General features: G+C 57.6%; 17 protein-coding genes and 2 tRNA genes. 12 read left to right on the top strand and 7 right to left on the bottom strand.

The genetic code is table 11. The annotated features are described in order from the left end of the window. The first annotated feature begins 202 nt into the window (after positions 1-202). Both putP and ACE3MN_RS16535 read left to right on the top strand, forming a co-directional pair. Positions 203-1,711, top strand: a complete 1,509-nt coding sequence (putP, locus tag ACE3MN_RS16540; protein ID WP_004871280.1) for a sodium/proline symporter PutP — start codon at positions 203-205, stop codon at positions 1,709-1,711. A 112-nt stretch (positions 1,712-1,823) separates the two neighbouring features. Beyond that, on the top strand, positions 1,824-2,258 hold the full coding sequence (locus ACE3MN_RS16535; protein ID WP_024359576.1) for a DUF3574 domain-containing protein: 435 nt from the start codon (positions 1,824-1,826) through the stop codon (positions 2,256-2,258). 69 nt (positions 2,259-2,327) lie between these two features. On the opposite strand, the gene ACE3MN_RS16530 is transcribed toward ACE3MN_RS16535, so the two are convergent. Continuing rightward, positions 2,328-3,512, bottom strand: coding sequence for a NupC/NupG family nucleoside CNT transporter (locus ACE3MN_RS16530; protein ID WP_024359575.1), 1,185 nt, complete (start codon positions 3,510-3,512; stop codon positions 2,328-2,330). A gap of 273 nt (positions 3,513-3,785) precedes the next feature. Here ACE3MN_RS16530 and efeU point away from each other — a divergent pair, with 273 nt between their 5' ends. The 4 genes from efeU (at position 3,786) to phoH (ending at position 8,367) form a co-directional block, all read left to right on the top strand. After that, the gene (gene efeU / locus ACE3MN_RS16525) at positions 3,786-4,616 is read left to right on the top strand and encodes an iron uptake transporter permease EfeU (RefSeq protein WP_004131307.1); all 831 of its coding nucleotides are present in this window, start codon (positions 3,786-3,788) and stop codon (positions 4,614-4,616) included. 52 nt (positions 4,617-4,668) lie between these two features. Beyond that, positions 4,669-5,796: an iron uptake system protein EfeO gene (efeO, locus tag ACE3MN_RS16520; RefSeq protein WP_024359574.1), complete on the top strand. Its 1,128-nt coding sequence runs from the start codon at positions 4,669-4,671 to the stop codon at positions 5,794-5,796. Between the two features lie 4 nt (positions 5,797-5,800). Further along, positions 5,801-7,069, top strand: a complete 1,269-nt coding sequence (gene efeB, locus ACE3MN_RS16515; RefSeq protein WP_102650305.1) for an iron uptake transporter deferrochelatase/peroxidase subunit — start codon at positions 5,801-5,803, stop codon at positions 7,067-7,069. A gap of 509 nt (positions 7,070-7,578) precedes the next feature. Next, positions 7,579-8,367, top strand: a complete 789-nt coding sequence (gene phoH, locus ACE3MN_RS16510; RefSeq protein ID WP_004871266.1) for a phosphate starvation-inducible protein PhoH — start codon at positions 7,579-7,581, stop codon at positions 8,365-8,367. 50 nt (positions 8,368-8,417) lie between these two features. Here the strand turns inward: phoH and ACE3MN_RS16505 are convergent, their stop codons facing one another. Next, positions 8,418-8,711: a YciI family protein gene (locus ACE3MN_RS16505; protein WP_004871263.1), complete on the bottom strand. Its 294-nt coding sequence runs from the start codon at positions 8,709-8,711 to the stop codon at positions 8,418-8,420. A gap of 155 nt (positions 8,712-8,866) precedes the next feature. Beyond that, positions 8,867-9,655, bottom strand: a complete 789-nt coding sequence (locus ACE3MN_RS16500) for a MipA/OmpV family protein (protein ID WP_024359571.1) — start codon at positions 9,653-9,655, stop codon at positions 8,867-8,869. 122 nt (positions 9,656-9,777) lie between these two features. Here ACE3MN_RS16500 and ACE3MN_RS16495 point away from each other — a divergent pair, with 122 nt between their 5' ends. The 4 genes from ACE3MN_RS16495 (at position 9,778) to ACE3MN_RS16480 (ending at position 15,964) form a co-directional block, all read left to right on the top strand. Further along, on the top strand, positions 9,778-10,473 hold the full coding sequence (locus tag ACE3MN_RS16495) for a response regulator (protein ID WP_049130613.1): 696 nt from the start codon (positions 9,778-9,780) through the stop codon (positions 10,471-10,473). Beyond that, complete coding sequence (locus ACE3MN_RS16490) at positions 10,470-11,666, top strand: cell wall metabolism sensor histidine kinase WalK (RefSeq protein WP_098066790.1); 1,197 nt, start codon at positions 10,470-10,472, stop codon at positions 11,664-11,666. The genes ACE3MN_RS16495 and ACE3MN_RS16490 overlap by 4 nt, the downstream gene beginning before the upstream one ends. Positions 11,667-11,744: 78 nt before the next feature. After that, a complete protein-coding gene (locus ACE3MN_RS16485) occupies positions 11,745-12,893 on the top strand; it encodes an efflux RND transporter periplasmic adaptor subunit (RefSeq protein ID WP_024359569.1) in 1,149 nt (382 codons plus the stop codon). Continuing rightward, entirely contained in the window at positions 12,890-15,964 is a 3,075-nt protein-coding gene (locus tag ACE3MN_RS16480; protein ID WP_102650306.1) for an efflux RND transporter permease subunit, read from the top strand. The genes ACE3MN_RS16485 and ACE3MN_RS16480 overlap by 4 nt, the downstream gene beginning before the upstream one ends. Before the next feature lie 467 nt (positions 15,965-16,431). Here the strand turns inward: ACE3MN_RS16480 and ACE3MN_RS16475 are convergent. From ACE3MN_RS16475 to ACE3MN_RS16465, 3 genes are all read right to left on the bottom strand, one after another. Beyond that, a tRNA-Ser gene (locus tag ACE3MN_RS16475) sits at positions 16,432-16,519 on the bottom strand. Positions 16,520-16,664: 145 nt separating this feature from the next. Then, positions 16,665-17,342 (bottom strand): isochorismatase family protein, encoded by a 678-nt coding sequence (locus ACE3MN_RS16470; protein ID WP_049088323.1) that lies wholly within the window; start codon positions 17,340-17,342, stop codon positions 16,665-16,667. Between the two features lie 20 nt (positions 17,343-17,362). Further along, on the bottom strand, positions 17,363-18,223 hold the full coding sequence (locus ACE3MN_RS16465) for a pirin family protein (protein ID WP_024359566.1): 861 nt from the start codon (positions 18,221-18,223) through the stop codon (positions 17,363-17,365). Between the two features lie 114 nt (positions 18,224-18,337). On the opposite strand from ACE3MN_RS16465, the gene ACE3MN_RS16460 reads away from it, so the two are divergent. Beyond that, positions 18,338-19,243 (top strand): LysR family transcriptional regulator, encoded by a 906-nt coding sequence (locus tag ACE3MN_RS16460; RefSeq protein WP_049085912.1) that lies wholly within the window; start codon positions 18,338-18,340, stop codon positions 19,241-19,243. A gap of 164 nt (positions 19,244-19,407) precedes the next feature. Here the strand turns inward: ACE3MN_RS16460 and ACE3MN_RS16455 are convergent. Beyond that, positions 19,408-19,495, bottom strand: a tRNA-Ser gene (locus ACE3MN_RS16455). Positions 19,496-19,763: 268 nt separating this feature from the next. Between ACE3MN_RS16455 and ghrA the strand changes: the two genes are divergently transcribed. After that, positions 19,764-20,702 carry a glyoxylate/hydroxypyruvate reductase GhrA gene (ghrA, locus tag ACE3MN_RS16450; RefSeq protein WP_049103227.1) on the top strand — a complete coding sequence of 313 codons (939 nt, stop codon included), beginning with the start codon at positions 19,764-19,766 and terminating at the stop codon, positions 20,700-20,702. The last annotated feature ends 7 nt before the right edge of the window (positions 20,703-20,709 follow it).

Here is a 20,709-nt window from a genome sequence, read left to right as displayed (position 1 = left end):
CGTGAGAGAGTGCAACCTATAACAAAATGAAGTTTGGTCCCGGAAGCATTTCGTGTAAATGCTGTGTTAAATCGTTTGTGAAAAAACAAAGCTTCCGTCAGGATACGGTCGCCCAATACAACCAATAGGCCATTGCCCCGTTCCGGTAGTGGATAAAACGACAAATTTGGACGCTGTCGACAAAAATTCTGGAGATTTTTACATGGCTATTAGCACACCCATGTTGGTGACTTTTATTGTTTATATTTTTGGCATGGTACTCATCGGTTTTATTGCCTGGCGTTCGACGAAGAACTTTGATGATTATATTCTCGGCGGCCGCAGCCTTGGCCCATTCGTCACGGCGCTCTCCGCCGGGGCCTCCGATATGAGCGGCTGGCTGCTGATGGGGCTGCCAGGGGCGATATTTATTTCCGGTATTTCCGAAAGCTGGATTGCCATTGGCCTGACGTTAGGTGCATGGATTAACTGGAAGCTGGTGGCGGGGCGTTTGCGGGTGCATACCGAAGTCAATAATAACGCCCTGACGCTGCCGGATTATTTTACCGGCCGCTTTGAAGATCAAAGCCGCGTGCTGCGAATTATCTCGGCGCTGGTGATTTTGTTATTTTTCACCATCTATTGCGCTTCCGGGATTGTGGCCGGCGCACGTCTGTTTGAAAGCACCTTTGGCATGAGTTATGAAACCGCGCTGTGGGCCGGCGCGGCGGCAACCATTATTTATACCTTCGTCGGCGGCTTCCTCGCGGTGAGCTGGACCGATACCGTCCAGGCCAGCCTGATGATATTCGCCCTGATCCTGACGCCGGTGATGGTGGTCATTTCCGTCGGCGGTTTTGGCGATTCTCTGGAAGTGATTAAGCAAAAGAGTATTGAGAACGTCGATATGCTCAAGGGCCTGAACTTTGTTGCGATTATTTCGCTGATGGGCTGGGGGCTGGGTTATTTTGGTCAGCCGCATATTCTGGCGCGCTTTATGGCGGCGGACTCGCACCACAGCATCGTTCACGCTCGTCGTATCAGCATGACCTGGATGATCCTCTGCCTGGCGGGCGCCGTTGCCGTCGGTTTCTTTGGTATTGCCTACTTCAATAACAACCCGGGCGTTGCCGGGGCGGTCAACCAGAACGCCGAACGCGTATTTATCGAGCTGGCGCAGATTCTGTTCAATCCGTGGATTGCCGGGATCCTGCTGTCGGCGATTCTGGCGGCGGTGATGTCGACCCTGAGCTGCCAGCTGCTGGTGTGCTCCAGCGCGATTACCGAAGATCTGTATAAAGCGTTTCTGCGTAAAAATGCCGGTCAGAAAGAGCTGGTATGGGTAGGACGCTTTATGGTGCTGGTTGTGGCGCTGGTGTCTATCGCCCTGGCAGCCAACCCGGAGAACCGCGTGCTGGGTCTGGTGAGCTACGCATGGGCAGGCTTTGGCGCGGCGTTTGGCCCGGTGGTGCTGTTCTCGGTGATGTGGTCACGAATGACCCGGAACGGCGCGCTGGCCGGGATGATCATCGGCGCGGTCACGGTCATCGTCTGGAAGCAGTTCGGCTGGCTGGGCCTGTATGAAATCATCCCAGGCTTTATCTTTGGTAGCCTGGGGATTGTGGTCTTCAGCCTGCTGGGTAAAGCGCCTTCCTCCGAGATGCAGCGACGCTTCGCCGAAGCGGACGCCCATTATCACTCCGCGCCGCCGGTACGCGCGACCGCCGAGTAAGCCTCTGCAGCCTCATCAAGCCCGCGCTCTGCGGGCTTTGTTATTTATGCCTCTTGCTAATCGTTTGAAAATACGCTGATATCTCAGCACAAATAACAATGAGGGTAGCGAAATGAGTTTCAGACAGGGTGCAGTGGCGCTGGTGCTGGCAGGATTATTGAGCGGCTGCGTAGCGCCTGCCGCGAAGACCACCCCGGCGGTTGATGCTAGCGCCTGCCCGGCGGATAACGCGATGGTGCAAACCACGCTCTATTTCGGCTTAAGCCGTCCGGCCGGGAAGGATATCACCGCTCAGGAGTGGCAGCAGTTCGTTGACCGCGACGTGACGCCGCGCTTTCGCGATGGCCTGACGGTCTTTGACGCGCGCGGGCAGTGGCTGGGCAATGACGGTACCGTGGCGCGCGAGCAGAGCAAAGCGCTGATGCTGATTCACGGTAAAGATGCGAAGAGCGAAGAGGGGATTGAGGCGCTGCGCACTACCTATAAATCACGCTTTGCGCAGGAGTCGGTGATGCGCGTTGACCAGCCGGTGTGCGTACATTTTTAACTTGAATCCGATGACATTCCCGGGTTGCGGCTAACGCCTTACCCGGGATAACAGGCCAACGCGCTGTATTTACAGCACCAGCCCCGCGAAGCTGGCGGAGAGCAGGCTGACCAGCGTTGCGCCATACACCAGGCGCAGGCCGAAGCGGGAAACGATATTCCCCTGCTGCTCGTTCAGGCCTTTAATCGCCCCGGCGATAATGCCGATAGAGGCAAAGTTGGCGAAGGAAACCAGAAACACGGATAAAATTCCCAGCCCGCGCGGCGTCATGCTGGCGGCTATTTTTTGCAGCTCAATCATGGCGACAAATTCATTGGCCACCAGTTTCGTCGCCATAATACTCCCGGCGTTCAGCGCATCGCTAAGCGGAATGCCAATTAGCCACGCCAGCGGATAAAAGACGTAGCCGAGGATCTGCTGGAAGCTCAGGCCAAATATCGTGGCGAAGAGGGCATTAATCGCGCTAATTAAGGCGATAAAACCGATCAGCATCGCCAGAATAATCATCGCGACTTTAAAACCGGCCAGAATATATTCACCGAGCATTTCAAAGAAACTCTGGGACTCATGCAGCTTTTCAAGCTTGATCTCCTCCTCGCTGCCCGGACGCGTCGGGTTAATGATCGACAGCACAATAAAGGTGCTGAACATATTCAGGATCAGCGCGGCGACGACGTATTTCGCGTCGAGCATGCTCATATAAGCGCCGACGATGGAGAGCGAAACCGTCGACATCGCGGTGGCCGACATGGTGAACAGGCGGCGTGAAGAGAGGTCGCCGAGCACGCCTTTATAGGCAATAAAGTTCTCTGATTGTCCGAGGATCAGCGAACTGACCGCGTTGAAGGACTCCAGCTTGCCCATACCGTTAACCTTTGACAGCAGGGTGCCAATCAGGCGAATGAAAATCGGCAGAATACGCCAGTGCTGAAGAATACCGATGAGCGCGGAGATAAAGACGATGGGGCACAGCACGCCAAGGAAAATAAACGCCAGCCCTTTTTCACTCATGCCGCCAAATACAAAATTGGTGCCTTCGGCGGCAAAACCGAGCAGGGATTCAAAAAAGGAAGCAATATTTTTCACTAGCCACAGGCCGCTTTCGGCGTGGAGAAAAAAGAAAGCCAGGGCAACTTCAATAACAATTAGCTGGATAATATAGCGAATGCGGATTTTTTTACGGTCATAGCTGGCGAGCCAGGCAAGGGCGAGGATAACCACCAGCGCCAGCAGGAAGTGCAAGAATTGAGTCATGTCGTTTATTTCGCAGGTCAATAAGGCCGCCATTTAGCCACAGCTGCGCAGCCGGGTAAATATCCACCGCAAAAAATCCCCTTCTCCTGCCCCGTGGGGCCCGGGCTGCGAGATAATCGCGCAAGTCATTATTTGTTCGCGATTAATTTACAAATCGTCATCATTCACTCCACATTTCACTTGTGTTTCTGATTATTGTAATGATAATCACTATCAGAAATATTTACCTATCTTTGCATCAGTTGACTGCGGTTCACATTTAAGGGTGTTGGCATGTTTGTCCCATTTCTCATCATGTTACGTGAAGGCCTGGAAGCTGCGCTGATTGTCAGCCTGATTGCCAGCTATCTGAAACGCACCCAGCGCGGCAGCTGGATTGGCGTAATGTGGATTGGGGTGCTGCTTGCAGCGGCGCTGTGCTTGGGCCTGGGCATCTTCATCAACGAAACCACCGGTGAGTTTCCGCAGCGCGAGCAGGAGCTGTTTGAGGGCATCGTGGCAGTGGTGGCGGTATGCATTCTGACGTGGATGGTGTTCTGGATGCGTAAAGTGTCGCGCAACGTCAAACAGCAGCTTGAGCAGGCGGTCGATAATGCCCTCCAGCGCGGGAACAATCACGGCTGGGCGCTGGTGATGATGGTCTTTTTCGCCGTCGCGCGTGAAGGCCTGGAATCGGTCTTTTTCCTGCTCGCCGCCTTCCAGCAGGATGTCGGGATCTGGCCGCCCATTGGGGCGATGCTCGGTCTGGCGACGGCCATCGTTTTAGGGTTCCTGATCTACTGGGGCGGTATCCGCATGAATCTCGGCGTCTTCTTCAAATGGACCAGCCTGTTTATTTTACTGGTGGCCGCAGGCCTCGCCGCAGGAGCTATCCGCGCCTTCCATGAGGCCGGATTGTGGAACCATTTTCAGGAGGTCGCCTTCGACCTGAGCAACGTCATTTCGACGCACACGCTATTCGGCACGCTGCTGGAGGGGATCTTTGGCTATCAGGAAACGCCGACCGTCAGCGAAGTGGCGGTCTACTTTATCTATTTGATCCCGGCGCTGGCGCTGTACGTCTCGCCGCCGGGAAAAAAAACCACCGCATCCCGGGCAGCGTAGTCGGGCATCGCGGATTGCAATAGTGACAACATACTTATCGAAAGGGATGGTCATGATGAATCATTTTCGTCGTAATGCGCTGCAGCTTACGCTCGCTGCGCTGTTCAGCTCGGCTTTTTACGCCCAGGCGGCCGATATTCCGCAGGTCAAAGTGACCGTCACCGACAAACAGTGCGAGCCGATGAACGTCACCGTGAAGGCGGGTAAAACCCAGTTCATCATTCAGAACCACAGCCAGAAAGCGCTGGAGTGGGAGATTCTGAAAGGGGTGATGGTGGTGGAAGAGCGGGAGAATATCGCTCCCGGCTTTACGCAAAAGCTGACGGCCAACCTGCAGCCGGGCGAATATGATATGACCTGCGGTCTGCTGACCAACCCTAAAGGCAAACTGACGGTGACCGGCGAGGCGACCAAAGATGCCGCCAAAGCCGATGCGCTGCTCAGCCTGGGTGAAGCCATTACCGCCTATAAAGCCTACGTTACCGCCGAGACCGCGGAGCTGGTTAGCGGTACCAAAGCCTTTACCGATGCAGTGAAAGCGGGCGATATCGAGAAGGCGAAAGCGCTGTACGCGCCGACGCGCCAGCACTACGAACGTATTGAACCGATCGCCGAGCTGTTCTCCGACCTCGATGGCAGCATTGACGCCCGCGAGGATGACTACGAGAAAAAAGCCGAAGATCCGAAATTCACCGGTTTCCACCGGCTGGAAAAAGCGCTGTTTGGCGATAACAGCGTCAAGGGAATGGATAACTATGCCGATCAATTGAACGCCGACGTTCTCGAGCTGCAAAAACGCATTAGCGAACTGGCGTTCCCGCCGTCAAAAGTAGTCGGCGGCGCTGCCGGGCTGATTGAAGAAGTGGCCGCCAGCAAAATCAGCGGCGAAGAAGATCGCTACAGCCATACCGACCTGTGGGATTTCCAGGCCAACATTGACGGCGCGCAGAAAATCGTCGACCTGCTGCGTCCGCAGCTGCAGAAAGAGAACAGCGCTCTGCTGGCGAAGGTGGACGCCAACTTCAAAAAAGTGGATACCATTCTCAGCAAATACCGCACCAAAGACGGCTTCGAGACCTATGACAAGCTGACGGATGCCGATCGCAACGCGCTGAAAGGCCCGATCACCACGCTGGCGGAAGATTTGGCCCAGCTGCGCGGGATCCTGGGTCTGGACTAAGTCGATGGCTGAGCAAAAATATGATGTTAATGAACCGTCCCGGCGGCGGTTGTTAAAAGGGATCGGCGCGCTGGCGATAACCGGCGGCTGCCCGGTGGCGCACGCGGCTAAAGACAACAGCTCTCCGGGCACGCTGTCGCCAAACGCGCGTATGGAAGCGCAGCCGTTTTATGGTCCACATCAGGCCGGCGTGCTGACGCCGCAGCAGGCGTCGATGATGCTTGTCGCTTTTGACGTGCTCGCCAGCGATAAAGCGGACCTTGAGCGCCTGTTTCGCCTGCTGACCGGGCGTATCGCCTTTCTGACCAAAGGCGGTCCCGCGCCGGAGACGCCGAACCCGCGCCTGCCGCCGATGGACTCAGGCATTCTCGGACCGTGGATCGCGCCGGATAACCTGACGATCACCGTCTCGGTAGGGCATTCGCTGTTTGACGAGCGTTTCGGCCTGGCTAATCAGGCGCCGAAGACGCTGCAGAAGATGACGCGTTTTCCGAACGATTCGCTGGATGCAGCGCTGTGCCACGGCGATCTGCTGCTGCAAATTTGCGCCAACACCCAGGATACGGTGATTCACGCCCTGCGCGACGTGATTAAGCACACCCCGGATTTGCTTAGCGTGCGCTGGAAGCGGGAAGGGTTTATCTCCGACAGCGCCGCGCGCAGCAAGGGTAAAGAGACGCCGGTTAACCTGCTGGGCTTCAAAGACGGCACCGCGAATCCGGTCAGCACCGATAAGGCGCTAATGGATAAGGTGGTGTGGGTAACCGCCGACCAGGGAGAGCCCGCGTGGGCGACGGGCGGCAGCTATCAGGCGGCGCGGATTATTCAGTTCCACGTTGAGTTCTGGGATCGTACGCCGCTGAAAGAGCAGCAGACCATTTTTGGTCGCGATAAGCTGAGCGGTGCGCCGCTTGGGATGCAGCACGAGCACGACGTGCCGGATTACAGCAAAGACCCTGACGGCGATACCATTGCGCTCGATAGCCATATTCGTCTTGCCAACCCGCGTACCCCGGAAACGCAATCCAGCCTGATGATGCGCCGGGGCTACAGCTATTCGCAGGGGGTGACCAATTCCGGGCAACTGGATATGGGGCTGCTGTTTGTCTGCTACCAGCACGATCTGGAAAAAGGCTTTCTGACGGTGCAAAAGCGCCTGAACGGTGAAGCGCTGGAAGAGTACGTGAAGCCCATTGGCGGCGGCTATTTCTTTGTTCTGCCGGGGGTTATCGACGATCGGCATTATCTCGGGCAATCGCTGCTCGAAGCCTGACGTACCTGCCCGCGAGGGCAGGGCGTTTTCTGCTGTTTTTCCATTCATTTTTTGTATTTCCTGCCTTGTTTCATTTTTCTGTAATCTTATAGTCGGAAACTCTCCTCAGCTGTGATGAGAATTATTTGTTGTCTGTATGTGAAAAATAAGTTGCGCTTAGAATTATTTCTGATGTACTTATTACAGGCGCGGTAGTTCTCGGCAGTAGTCTCGTTTCATTATGGAGATCGCGAATGCCCGATTGCTGTAACGGAAAACGTCAAACCCCAGACCGTACTCATCAGCACGGGAGCCCAACTTCCGGCCGCGATTTTCACACCGTAAAATCCTCCTCTTCTAGTAAAGAAAACCCGAACCCAGGCAAGGTTACCGGTGCGCGTAGCCGTGACCCTCTGCCAATTCGTCAGGCAAGCAATGGCTTACAAGGAAGCCAAACCTCAATCGTTAGTGCGCATAATCGCGTCGATCGTGACGCGTGTGATGTAAACCAACAACGCAAGGTGCTATCCATGGGAAGACAAAAAGCAGTGACCAGAGCTCGTCGTGAGGCCAAACGTGTGCTGAGACAGGATTCGCGAAGCCATAAGCAGCGCGAAGAAGAATCGGTCACATCGCTTGTGCAAATGAGTGGCGTAGAAGCCATTGGCATGGCGCGGGATAGCCGCGACGCCTCGCCAATCGAAGCGCGCAATGACGCTCAGGCGCATTATTTGAATGCCATCGACAATAAACAGCTGATCTTCGCGACGGGCGAGGCCGGGTGCGGTAAGACCTGGATTAGCGCGGCAAAAGCAGCTGAAGCGCTGATCCATAAGGATGTGGACAGAATTATTGTTACCCGTCCCGTTCTGCAGGCCGATGAAGATCTTGGCTTCTTACCGGGAGATATCGCCGAGAAGTTCGCTCCCTATTTCCGCCCGGTTTATGACGTGCTGGTGAGAAGGTTAGGGGCTTCCTTTATGCAGTACTGCCTGCGCCCGGAAATCGGCAAGGTGGAAATCGCGCCGTTCGCCTATATGCGCGGACGTACATTTGAAAATGCGGTGGTGATTCTGGACGAGGCCCAGAACGTGACCGCTGCGCAAATGAAGATGTTTTTGACCCGCCTTGGGGAGAACGTGACGGTTATCGTTAACGGCGACATTACCCAGTGCGACCTGCCTTCTGGGGTCCGCTCGGGCCTGAGCGATGCGCTGGCGCGTTTTGAGGAAGATGAGATGGTCGGTATTGTGCGCTTTACGACCGACGATTGCGTGCGCTCAACGCTTTGCCAGCGCGCGCTGAAAGCCTACTACTGAGTCCTTTTGAGTCTGCAAAGCCCGGGTGACCGGGCTTTGTTTTTAGCGCACTACAGGAGAGCCTGCAGTGAGGGGCTGGCCATCGTTGCTTCAAAAGGAATGATATCGACTTTCGCTACGCCCGATTGCTGGAACGGATCCTGGCTCAGCCGGTTTTGCAGCGCATCCAGATCATCGCCTTTAGCCAGAATCACGCCGCCGGACCTGGGGATTTTACGCCCCGAAGCGAGAAATATTCCGTCAGCGTACCCTTGCTTCAGCCACTCCACGTGCGCAGCAAGCTGGGCGTCTACTTCCTCAAGCGGTTTAACGTAAGTCAGAACAACAACGGCAATGGTGCTCATTTTCTTTCCTTAACATTTAAAGGTAACGCTGCAGAAGTTTATCATTAGCGTGGTCGGGGTTTCTGGTTTTTTTCATCACGCTATCCAGGCCGCTATAAACGAAAATAACGGTAGTTTACTGCTATATAAGGGAATCATTGTCGCTGACCTGTAGCTCAAAATGTCCAGGTGATTGCCGCCGTCACGGTACCTTCATTGCGCCGTGAGACGAGCGGGCTCTCAGCAGCGTGTTCCCCGAGCCAGCTATAGCCGGCGCTGAGTATGGAGCCCCAATGCTCGTTATATTGATGGCTCCAGGTCAGCGCGCTGTCGATGCCGTAAAATCCGCCGGCTGCGCGATAGGGTCGATAGCCGGAACGGATGCTCTGCCGGCGATCAACCCCGTAAAACGTATTGACGTACCGGCTGTCGCCAAACAGCGCGGCGGACTGTAAAGCAACGATATCCTGCGGGTTTTGAACCAGCAGGAGGGTGACGGAAGTTTGATAATGCGCGCCCTGGGCGTCGGTGAGCGGAAGCGTAGCCTTGCCTTCAACGGTGAGCCACGGCGTGACCGACCAGCCGACGGCGAAGGCGGTATTCATGGTGGCTTTAATATTACCCATCCCCTTCAGCGTATTAGCCCCATCGCGCCAGCTCGAGTTTTTTTCCGCTCGCCCGAGGTCGTAACCGAGCGTGTGCTCGAAGTAGAGGCCGCTGTCGCCTGACAGGTCGTAGCCTATGCCTTTTTGGCTATCAATAAAGAAAGCGCCTTTCCGCCCCTGTAGTACGGGAACCACCTGCCAAATCTGCTTGTCAGAACCGCTGTAACGAGGCGCGTACTTTCCCCCCACCCCGATAGTCAGCCCGTCAGAAGGCGCGGCGGCTTCATCGGCGCGCGCGCCGGGCGTTATCGCCATTAAAAACGGCACGACCATATACGGCGAAATTTTTCTGGCTATCATACTGTTCTCCATATGGAAACGGGCGCCGTCCGATCGGGGACGCCGCAGAATGCCGCTGCAGTATGGTTTTGCTAAATCAATAAACGGTCGGGATAGTGTTAAGAAACGGTCAAGGTGAACAGATGTTGTCCAGAAGAGTGCTGATAATTGAAGATGACGCCGACGCGGCCGGCGTGCTTGAGGCCTATTTACGCCGGGAAAACTATGACGTGGCGGTGACCATGGACGGACTCTCCGGGCTGGATATGGCGCAGCGCTGGAAGCCTGACCTGATCCTGCTGGATGTGATGCTGCCCGGGCTAAACGGAACCGAGGTGTTGGCCAGCCTGCGGCGGAAAAGCGATGTGCCGGTGATTATGGTGACCGCAATGGGAGACATGCCCGATCGTATTGGCGCGCTGCGCTACGGCGCCGACGATTATGTGGTCAAACCCTACCACCCTGGCGAAGTGGTGGCGCGCGTTCAGGCCGTGCTCCGGCGTTGTCGCAAAGACGACGCCCGGGAAGACATTCTGCGTTGGCAGGGGCTGGAGGTTGATGTCGCGGCCATTGTCGCGACCGTCAGTCACTCGGGGGAACCTGCGTCTATTCTCGACCTGACCCCGACCGAGTTTTCGCTTCTGGCCACGCTGATGCGCGCCCCCGTACGCCCCTTCTCGCGACAGTATCTGCTGGAGCGCTGCCTTCCCGAGAGCGAAGCGCTGGAGCGCGTGGTGGATACGCATATTTATAACCTGCGTAAAAAACTGGAGGCCGCGGGAGTATCCGGCGCGTTGGTCAACGTTCGCGGCGTGGGCTACCGGTTCAGACAACCATGATCAAGACCCGTCACTCTTCTCTCTGGCGCTGGATTTGCGGGCGCATTCTGGCGCTGGCTATCGGCAGCGTGATTGTTATCGCCACCTGTATGTGGCTGCGCTTCGCCGTGCAGAACTACTGGATCATGCACAAAATGCCGCCCGCCTTGCGCGAGGAATTTATCGTGCTCAGCCGCCATCCCGAGGCCAATCCGGCCCGATTTCACCAGATTGTCGATACCTGGTGGGGATTGAGCTATTCCACGCCCTCTATCGCCTCGGCGGACTGGGTGACCGTCGCGGTGCTGGTGCTGGTCATGATCCCCTTCATTGTTGTTATGGGGTTGCGCTACGCCCGTCCGCTCTCGCTGCAGTTCAGCCGTCTTCGTGATGCGGCGAAGGACGTGACCGGAGGGCAATTTGGCCGCCAGGCGGAGCTGATTGAGGACGCGCCGGCGGAAATGATCCGCTTTGCCGCCGACTTTAACAAAATGACCGGCCAGCTGGCCCGCTACGATAAAGAACTCCGCGCCTCGCATGTGGCGATGGCGCATGAGCTTCGCTCTCCGCTGACGGCGGCGATTGGCCGTCTGCAGGGCATGCTGGATGGCGTTTTTGATACCCAGCCGCAGCAGCTGGAGATGGTGATGAAACAGCTCCAGCATCTGAATCGGCTGACGGATGAACTGCATCTTCTTTCCCTCGCGGATGCCGGCAATCTGGTCCTGGATGACCAGCCATTCGCTCTGGATGAGCTCCTGCAGGAGCGAGCCGCATGGTTAACGCCGCAGGCGGACACTCAGTGCGTCACGATCGCCATTCAGCCTTCGCCGGCATGCCCCTTTCGCGGCGACGCCTTCCGCATGGGGCAGGTCTTTACCATCGTGATGGAAAATGCCGTTCGCTATGGGCGCAAGGGGGGCCATCTTTCTATTAAACTGCGCCGCGAAGAGGGGGCTTACCTCATCGATTTTGTTGATGACGGGCCCGGCGTGGCGCGGCATTTTTTACCGGAAATGTTCCAGCGTTTCACCCGCGAGGAGGCGTCCCGCGCCAGACACTCCGGCGGCAGCGGCCTGGGATTATCCATTGCGCGCGCTATCTGCGCGGCGCACGGGGGGCGTATTAGCGCGGCGCTACCGGCGAGCGGCGGTCTGCTGATTCGCGTTCATCTGCCGTACGACCCCGGCGCGGAAGAAAAGAGCGCATCTTGATAATCCCTTGACAGAACGTCGAGCCATTCTCGATTAATGTGTCATGTAATGGCGCCATTTCCCGAACGGAGTGGCGTTATGTTATATGAGTTAGTTCTTTCCCTTCGTCAGTGCGTGTACGCTTTGCTCGGCGCCGAGCGATCGCTACCCTGGTTTGCGCTGCTGCCGCCGATCGTACTGGCCCTGATGATCGTACCGCTGGTGGGCTGCGGCGATAAAAGCGGCGATAAGCCGGCGCCGGCCCGCCCGGTGCGCTACGTGGTCATCGGCTCCCCGGCAACGCTTCCCTCTCTGGAAAGAACCGGCGAGATCCATGTGCACGATGAGACGGCCCTGAGCTTTCGTACGGCGGGCAGGATGATGACGCGCGCGGTGGATATTGGCGATCGGGTCAATTATGGGCAGCTGCTGGCCACGCTTGACGATACCAGCGCACAAAACCAGCTGGATAGCGCGACGGCTGACGAAGAGAGCGCCAGAGCGACCGCCCGGGTGGCCGCGCTGAACATTAGCCGGATGCAAAAGCTCATCGCGACAGGGGCAATCGCCCGCTCCCAGCTCGACAGCGCGCGGGCGGACTGGCTGGTCGCCAGCGCCCGGGTGAAGAGCAGCGAGGCCGCTTTGCGCAACGCCAGGGAAAGCCTTGGCTGGACTCGCCTGACCTCGCCGGGTGAGGGGATCATTACGGCGGTCAGCGCCTCTCCCGGTCAGGTCGTCAACGCCGGTGAGACGGTGGTGACGCTGGCGGCCGGGCAGGCGCGCGACGTGGTGTTTGATATCCCGGATCCCGCTAAGGTTGAGGCGCAAAGGGCGGAGGAATTTCAGGTTGCTTTGCTCAGCGATGCCGGGGTGAACGCTTTCGCCATTTTGCGTGATATTAGCCCGCAGGCCGATCCCCAGACCCGGACATGGCGCGTCAGGGCGACCCTCAAGAAACCGCCCGCCGCGATGGCGCTGGGTTCCAGCGTCACAGTAAGGCTGCCGTCATCAGGCTCGGCGGGTTACGCGGTACCGGCTTCGGCGCTGAGCCGTTGCGGAGAAAAACCGGCCGTCTTTGTGATTACCCCGCAGATGCAGGCGCAGCTGCGCGTTGTCGTTCCCGCCAGCTACACGGCTTCTTCCGTTATCATCGCCTCCGGACTTATGCCCGGCGACCGGGTTATTACCGCGGGCGTAAGTAAACTTCGGCCGGGGGAAAAAGTCGTCGCCGGAGAGAAGCAGCCGTGAAAAAAGCGCCGTCAAAAAATACCTTTAATCTCTCCGCCTGGGCGCTGGAAAACCCGCAAATGGTCAGCTTTTTTATGCTGCTGATGATGGTTATCGGTTCGCTCAGCTATACGCTGCTGCCGCGTAATGAAGATCCGGCGTTCACCATCAAAACGGCGGTAGTCTCTGCGCAGTGGCCGGGCGCATCGGTAACGGACACGACCCATCTGGTGACGGACGTCCTGGAAAAAAAATTGCAGGAAACGCCCTGGCTCGATTATATCGAAAGTGAAACCCGGGCCGGACAAACGGTTATCTATATTAATCTGCGTGATGACACGCCGGCGCAAAAAGTCCCGGCGATCTGGTATCAGATCCGCAAAAAAATGCAGGATATTGCGCCATCGCTGCCCGAAGGCGCGCAGGGGCCGAACGTGAACGATGAGTTTGACGACACGTACGGCACGATTTATGCCTTTATTCCTGACGGATATACCCTCCGGGAGGTGCGCCAGCAGGTGGAGACGATCCGCCGTGAACTGATGTCCGTGCCGGATATCGGCAAAACGGTTCTGCTTGGCGAACAGCAGGAGCAGATTGCGATCGCTTTTTCACCCGCCCGACTGGCCGGTATGGGGCTCAGCATTCAGCAGGTTACGGATGCTCTGCGGGCCCAGAATGCGGTAGTTCCGGCCGGCGTTCTGCGCACCGGGCAGGAGAAGATGACGATAAACGTCAGCGGGGCGCTCAGGAGCGAAGAGAGCTTACGCGCCGTCACCCTGCGCATTAACGATCGCTATCTTCCCCTGACCGACATTGCCACCATCGAGAGAAGAGCGGCTGAACCGCCTTCTGCGGCGTATCGCGTTAACGGGCGTCCTGCCATTGGTCTGGCGATTTCCATGGCGCCAACGGGAAATATGCTGCGCTTTGGCGCGACGTTGAACGACAGAATGAGCGCCATCGGTGCCGGGCTGCCGCACGGTATTGAGATGGTGAAAGTGGCTGACCAGTCGGCGGTGGTCAGCGGCGCGGTAAGCGGGTTTGTCCGGGTGCTGGTGGAAGCCGTGCTGATTGTGCTGGCGGTTTCTTTTGTCTCCCTGGGATTAAGGGCCGGGCTGGTGGTGGCCGCGGCGATCCCGCTGGTGCTGGCGATGACCTTTGCCGGAATGATGCTGGCAGGCATCGGCCTGCAGCGTATCTCTCTCGGGGCCCTGATTATTGCGCTTGGGCTGCTGGTGGATGATGCCATGATCGCCGTGGAAACCATGGTATCCCGGCTGGAGGCCGGGGATACGCGACGGCGGGCGGCGACCTATGCTTTCAAAACCACGGCATTTCCGATGCTGACCGGTACGCTGGTTATGATTGCCGGGTTTATTCCCGTCGGTTTTGCCTCATCCAGCGCTGGCGAATACTGCTTTTCGCTGTTTGCCGTGGTGCTGATGGCGCTGCTGAGCTCATGGATCGTGGCGATTCTGTTCTCTCCTTTGACCGGAGCATGGCTGCTGCCGGAAAAGCTTAAACATCATGCCGCAGGCCCGGGTCGAATGGCGCGGGGATATGGACGGCTTCTGCGAACGGCGCTGCGCCACCGGCTCGCCACCCTGGGAATTGCGCTGGCCGCGCTGGGGCTATCGGTGTATGGCACAACGTTTATGCAGGGGGAGTTTTTCCCCTCATCCGATCGTCCGGAGCTGCTGGTCAGCCTGACGCTGCCGGCCAATGCTTCGCAGTCTGCAACGGAGAAACAAACGGAAAGGCTGGAACGGGCGCTTGCCGGGAATCGCAATATTGACCATTACTCGACCTATGTGGGTTCGGGCGCTATCCGCTTTTACTTACCGATGGATGTTCTGCTGGATAATGAAAATACGGCGCAGCTGGTCGTGGTGGCGAAGGATCTGGCCGCCCGGGACCGCCTGCGGGAACAGTTAAATGCGCTGCTGGCCACGCAATTCAGCGATCTAACCTCGCGCGTTTCGCCGCTGGAGCTGGGGCCGCCGGTGGGCTGGCCGATCAAATACCGGGTCAGCGGGCCGGATTATCTCAAAGTCAGAGAGTATGCCGGGCGACTGGCCGAGGCGATAGGGCGCTCGCCGCTAACCCGGGAGGTGAATCAGACCGCGGGCGAGCCGGAGAGAACCCTCGTTCTGCAGGTGAACCAGACCGCCGCGCGGGCGGCGGGGGTGTCGTCGCAGAGTCTGGCGCAGACGCTTAATACCGTCTGGTCCGGCACGACGGTGACGTCGATAAGGGATGACGATCGGCTGGTTGACGTGGTGCTGCGGGCGAATGACAGCGAGCGGTTGAATCTTGCCACCCTGTCATCGCTGACGGTGGAGGGGCGCGATGGACAAAAAATTCCCCTTGGCGCGGTAGCCACGCCGGTCTGGGGAGTGGACGATCCGGTACTCTGGCGTCGGCAAAGGTTGCCGTTTATCACCGTACAAACCGACCTCGCGCCGGGGATGCGGGCAGAAGGCGTATCGGACGGTTTGCGCCCGACGGTGGATAAACTGCGCGCGGGTCTACCCAGCGGTTACAGCATTGTTGAAGGCGGGGTGGTCGCGGAGTCCGAAAAAGGCAACAGCTCGGTATTTGATATTTTACCCGTCACCCTCGGGGTGATGCTGTTACTGCTGATGCTCCAGCTGCGGCGCTATTCCCGTATGCTGCTGGCTCTGTTCATGGCCCCGTTCGGCTTGCCGGGGATCGTCATGGCCATGCTGCCGAGCGATACGCCCATGGGATTTGTGGCTCTGCTCGGCGCGATCGCGCTGGCGGGGATGATTATTCGCAATGCCGTGATACTGATCAGTGAGGTCGACAATAATCTCGCTCAGGGCATGGAAAGCGACGCCGCCATTATTGCCGCCGCGGAGCACCGGGCCAGGCCAATATTTCTGACCGCCTGCGCCGCAATCCTGGGCATGATCCCCATCTCTCACCAGGCCTTCTGGGGGCCAATGGCGTATGCCATCATTGGCGGGCTGATCGTCGCCACGCTCGTCACGTTAACCGTACTGCCGGCGTCTTTTAGCATGTTGCTGGGGATGGGGAGATACTGGAAAAGGCGTCACGCCGCTTGATAAAACAGGAGCGCCGGGGGTAACCCCGGTCGGGGCTTCTCATCCCCCGGGGGAGTGCAACAGGCGAAAAAAAAGCCCGTACTTGCGTACGAGCTCTTCTTCAAATATGGCGGTGAGGGGGGGATTGACTCGCTGCGCTCGCCCTCCGGGCAGATTCCTCGCAGGCTCGTCATCTGTCCAACTGGCTGGCGCCAGTTGTCGAACCCCGGTCGGGGCTTCTCATCCCCCGGGGGAGTGCAACAGGCGAAAAAAAAGCCCGTACTTGCGTACGAGCTCTTCTTCAAATATGGCGGTGAGGGGGGGATTGACTCGCTGCGCTCGCCCTCCGGGCAGATTCCTCGCAGGCTCGTCATCTGTCCAACTGGCTGGCGCCAGTTGTCGAACCCCGGTCGGGGCTTCTCATCCCCCGGGGGAGTGCAACAGGCGAAAAAAAAGCCCGTACTTGCGTACGAGCTCTTCTTCAAATATGGCGGTGAGGGGGGGATTCGAACCCCCGATACGTTGCCGTATACACACTTTCCAGGCGTGCTCCTTCAGCCACTCGGACACCTCACCATATTGTTTTGCTGCTCACCTTGGGTGGGCAACGGGGCGCTACTATAGGGAGTTGCGCTAAAACGGTCAAGCAGTATTTATTCTTTTGCTATCGTTCGGTTAAGCAATGAACACTGCCCCGCCGTAGCGCGGCGGGGCAGGCATTTTAACGCTGTGAATCAAGCTGTTCGTTGTTCTTGACCACGTCCTGAGCTTTGGCATAGCTCTCGATCAGCAGCTGGTATGCCGGGAAGACCTTGGTATACACCTCAGCCCACTCCGCGGCATCCGGTCGATTCCAGGTGCGCTGCAGCTCGGAAGCGACCGCCGCGGTATCCATCGGTACGACGCCAGCCTGGACGACGCGGGCGAGGGTGATTTCCTGCGCCATCTTGCTATAGGTACCGGAAGCATCAATGACGGCAAAAACCTTATAGCCATCGGCAACGGCGGCAATGGACGGGAACGCCATGCAGACGCTGGTAATCGTACCGGCGATAATCAGCGTTTTACGCCCGGTCGCTTTTACCGCGGCAACAAATTCCGGGTTATCCCACGCGTTAATCTCTCCTTTACGCGCAATATATTGCGCATGGGGCGCGTTCGCATGAATCTCAGGGATCAGCGGGCCGTTCGGTCCCTGCGGCACTGACGCCGTGGTGATTACCGGGATCCCGGCTAATGAAGCCATCTTCGCCAGCGCGGCGGCGCGCGCCCGCAGCTCCGGCATCGGCATATCACCCACGGTCTGGAACAGACCGCTCTGGTGGTCAATCAGCAGCATGGCGGCATCATTGACATCAATAACCGGACGAGAACCATTAAAGTTAGCTGGGGTAGACATATTCTTCACCTCATTCAATATCAGATTTGGCCGAAGCGGCCGCTATTAAAATCACGAACCGCTTCTGCGATTTGTGCTTTGGTATTCATCACAAACGGGCCGTAGCCCACGATCGGCTCCTGCAGCGGTTCACCGGCCATCAGCAGTACTTTTGCGTTGGTACCGGCCGCGAGGTGGAGCGCTTCTCCTTTCTGGCTGAGCACAACCAGCTGACCCTCGCGGGCGTTGCCCTCGCCGTTCACCACAATCTCACCTTCCAGGACGACCAGCGCCGTACTCCAGCCAGCGGGCTGGTGCAGGGTGATCTCCTGACTCTGGTTGAGCTGCAGGTCCCAGACGTTCAGCGGAGAAAAGGTGTGCGCGGGGCCAACCGTATCCTCGTAGCGCCCGGCAATCACCCGCATGCGGCCGGCATTGTTCGGCAGGTCAACGTCAGGAATCACATCTGCCGTAATGCTCTGGTATCCCGGATGCGTCATTTTGTCTTTAGCCGGAAGGTTGACCCAGAGCTGGATCATCTTCAGCTCGCCGCCGGTACGGGTGAACTCCGCCGAGTGGAACTCTTCGTGCAGGATCCCGGCGCCCGCGGTCATCCACTGCACATCACCCGGCCCAATAACGCCGCCTCTACCGGTAGAGTCACGGTGTTCAACTTCGCCGGAGTAGACGACGGTAACGGTCTCAAATCCGCGATGCGGATGTTCGCCGACGCCGCGTTTCTCCGTTCCCGCCGGGAAGTGATGCGGGCCTGCATAGTCAAGCAGCAGGAAGGGGCTTAGCTGTTCGCCGTGCGTCTGATAAGAGAACATTGAGCGAACCGGGAAACCATCGCCGACCCAGTGCTGCGAAGGTGCGGTGTAGATACCAGTGATTTGTTTCATGGCAGTCTCCTGAATGTCTGTTTCTGATGTGAATAAGCATATATTCGCCACTAATAGTCCGCTAGATAGCAAAAACGACCTATACTGTTCTAAAAATGGAACGATGGAGGAAGGATGCAGGATCTCAATGATTTAGCCTGGTTTGTACAGGTGGTCGATCACGGCGGATTTGCTGCGGCGGGAAGGGCGCTCGATCAACCCAAATCAAAATTGAGCCGTCGAATCGCCCAGTTAGAAGAACGCCTCGGCGTACGTTTGATTCAACGTACAACCCGCCAGTTTGCGGTAACGGAAGTTGGGCTTACATTTTATCAGCACTGCAAAGCGATGCTGATCGAGGCGGAAGCGGCAGAACAGGCGGTGGAAACCCTGCGCTCCGAGCCGCGCGGCAGCGTGAAGCTGACCTGTCCGGTAACGTTATTGCATGCGCATGTCGGGCCGATGCTGGCACGGTTTATGGTGCGCTATCCGGGCGTCAATCTTCAGCTGGAAGCCACTAATCGTCGAGTGGATGTTGTTGGCGAGGGCGTCGACGTGGCGATTCGCGTGCGCCCAAGACCGATAGAAGACAGCGACCTGGTGATGCGTGTCCTGGCCGATCGCGGGCACCGTCTGGTCGCCAGCCCCGGGTTGGTTGAGCGGCAAGGGCAGCCCCGGGTTCCGTCAGAATTAAGCGATTGGCCGGGGTTGAGCCTGGGCGCAGGTAAACATCAGCATAAGTGGCAGTTGACCGGTCCCGAGGGCGCAAGGGCGGAGATCTACTTCACTCCCCGGCTGGTCACCACGGATATGCTGGCGCTCCGTGAAGCGGCCATTGTCGGCGTTGGGGTGGTACAGCTTCCTTTATTAATGGTGCGCGATCAGTTGGCCGCCGGAGAGCTGGTGGTTGTCCTTGATGAGTGGCAACCGCGCAGGGAGGTGATCCATGCGGTGTTTGCTTCGCGCCGCGGGCTGCTGCCCTCGGTCAGGGCGCTGGTTGATTTCCTCAGCGAAGAGTATCAGCGGATGGAGGAGGATTAGCATTTGCCACAATCCCGGCGGCGCTGCGCTATCGAAGAAAGTCTGAAGCCGGGGGGGATGGCGACGGTTCCCGGAGGCGGTGCTGCGCACCTGTCCGGGCTACCGGGGGGAGTGCAACAGGCGAAAAAAAAGCCCGTACTTGCGTACGAGCTCTTCTTTAAATATGGCGGTGAGGGGGGGATTCGAACCCCCGATACGTTGCCGTATACACACTTTCCAGGCGTGCTCCTTCAGCCACTCGGACACCTCACCATATTGTTTTTCCCGTTGCTGCCGGGAACGGGCGCTAATTTAGGGAAATACGTATCTCCCGTCAATCAACTTTTTAAAAAAATCGCCCGTTTAGCCAAACTTCAAGCAACTTGCTCTCTAAATGCGCGAGAATCGATTTTTTTGTCGCCATTCCCTTTTTCACACGCTCGCCTGACGAAATTTGCTATGCTGGCAAAGCAATAGAAAACAACGAGTAAAACGCGACGCTAGCCTAACCTGCCGATAGCGTCAGCTGTCAGGAGCCCTTATGGATATCATCTTTTACCACCCGACGTTCGACACCCCTTTCTGGATTGCGGAGCTGGAAAAACAGCTCCCCGGCTCGCGAGTCCGCGAATGGAAATCCGGTGATAATCAACCCGCGGACTATGCGCTGGTCTGGCATCCGCCGGTTGAAATGCTGCAAGGCCGCGAACTTAAAGCCGTCTTTGCCCTTGGCGCCGGCGTTGATTCAATTCTAAGTAAACTGCGGGAAAACCCGGAAATGCTGCCGCTGTCTACGCCGCTGTTCCGTCTGGAAGACACCGGCATGGGTCTGCAGATGCAAGAGTATGCGGTGAGCCAGGTGCTGCACTGGTTCCGTCGTTTTGATGACTATCAGGCCTTAAAACAGGAGGCGCGGTGGCAGCCGCTGGAGGAGTATCAGCGCGAGGACTTCACCATCGGCATTATGGGGGCGGGAGTACTGGGCGCGAAAGTGGCAGAAAGCCTGCAAAGCTGGGGGTTTCCGCTACGCGTCTGGAGCCGTAGCCGCAAATCCTGGCCTCAGGTAACGAGCTTTGCGGGGGAAGCCGAGCTGGGGGATTTCCTGAACGGTACGCGAGTGCTGATTAACCTGCTACCCAACACGGCGGAAACCGTTGGCATTATTAATAGCGCGCGCCTGGCGCAGCTGCCGGATAATAGCTATGTGCTGAATCTCGCTCGCGGGGTTCATGTGGTGGAAGACGATCTGCTGGTCGCGCTGGATAGCGGCAAGTTAAAAGGGGCGATGCTGGATGTGTTCAGCCGCGAACCGCTGCCGGAAGAGAGCCCGCTTTGGCGGCACCCGCGAGTGGCGATGACGCCGCATATTGCTGCCGTCACCCGGCCTCTGGAAGCCATCGCTTATATCGCTAAAACCATTGCTCAGTTAGAACGGGGCGAAACGGTCAGCGGGCAGGTCAATCGCCAGCTGGGATACTAAGCGATAG

The organism is Klebsiella grimontii, assembly GCF_042137965.1.
Taxonomy (GTDB): Bacteria; Pseudomonadota; Gammaproteobacteria; order Enterobacterales; family Enterobacteriaceae; genus Klebsiella; species Klebsiella grimontii.
Note: the sequence above shows the minus strand (reverse complement) of the source record. Positions and strands in the feature narration are given on the sequence as shown.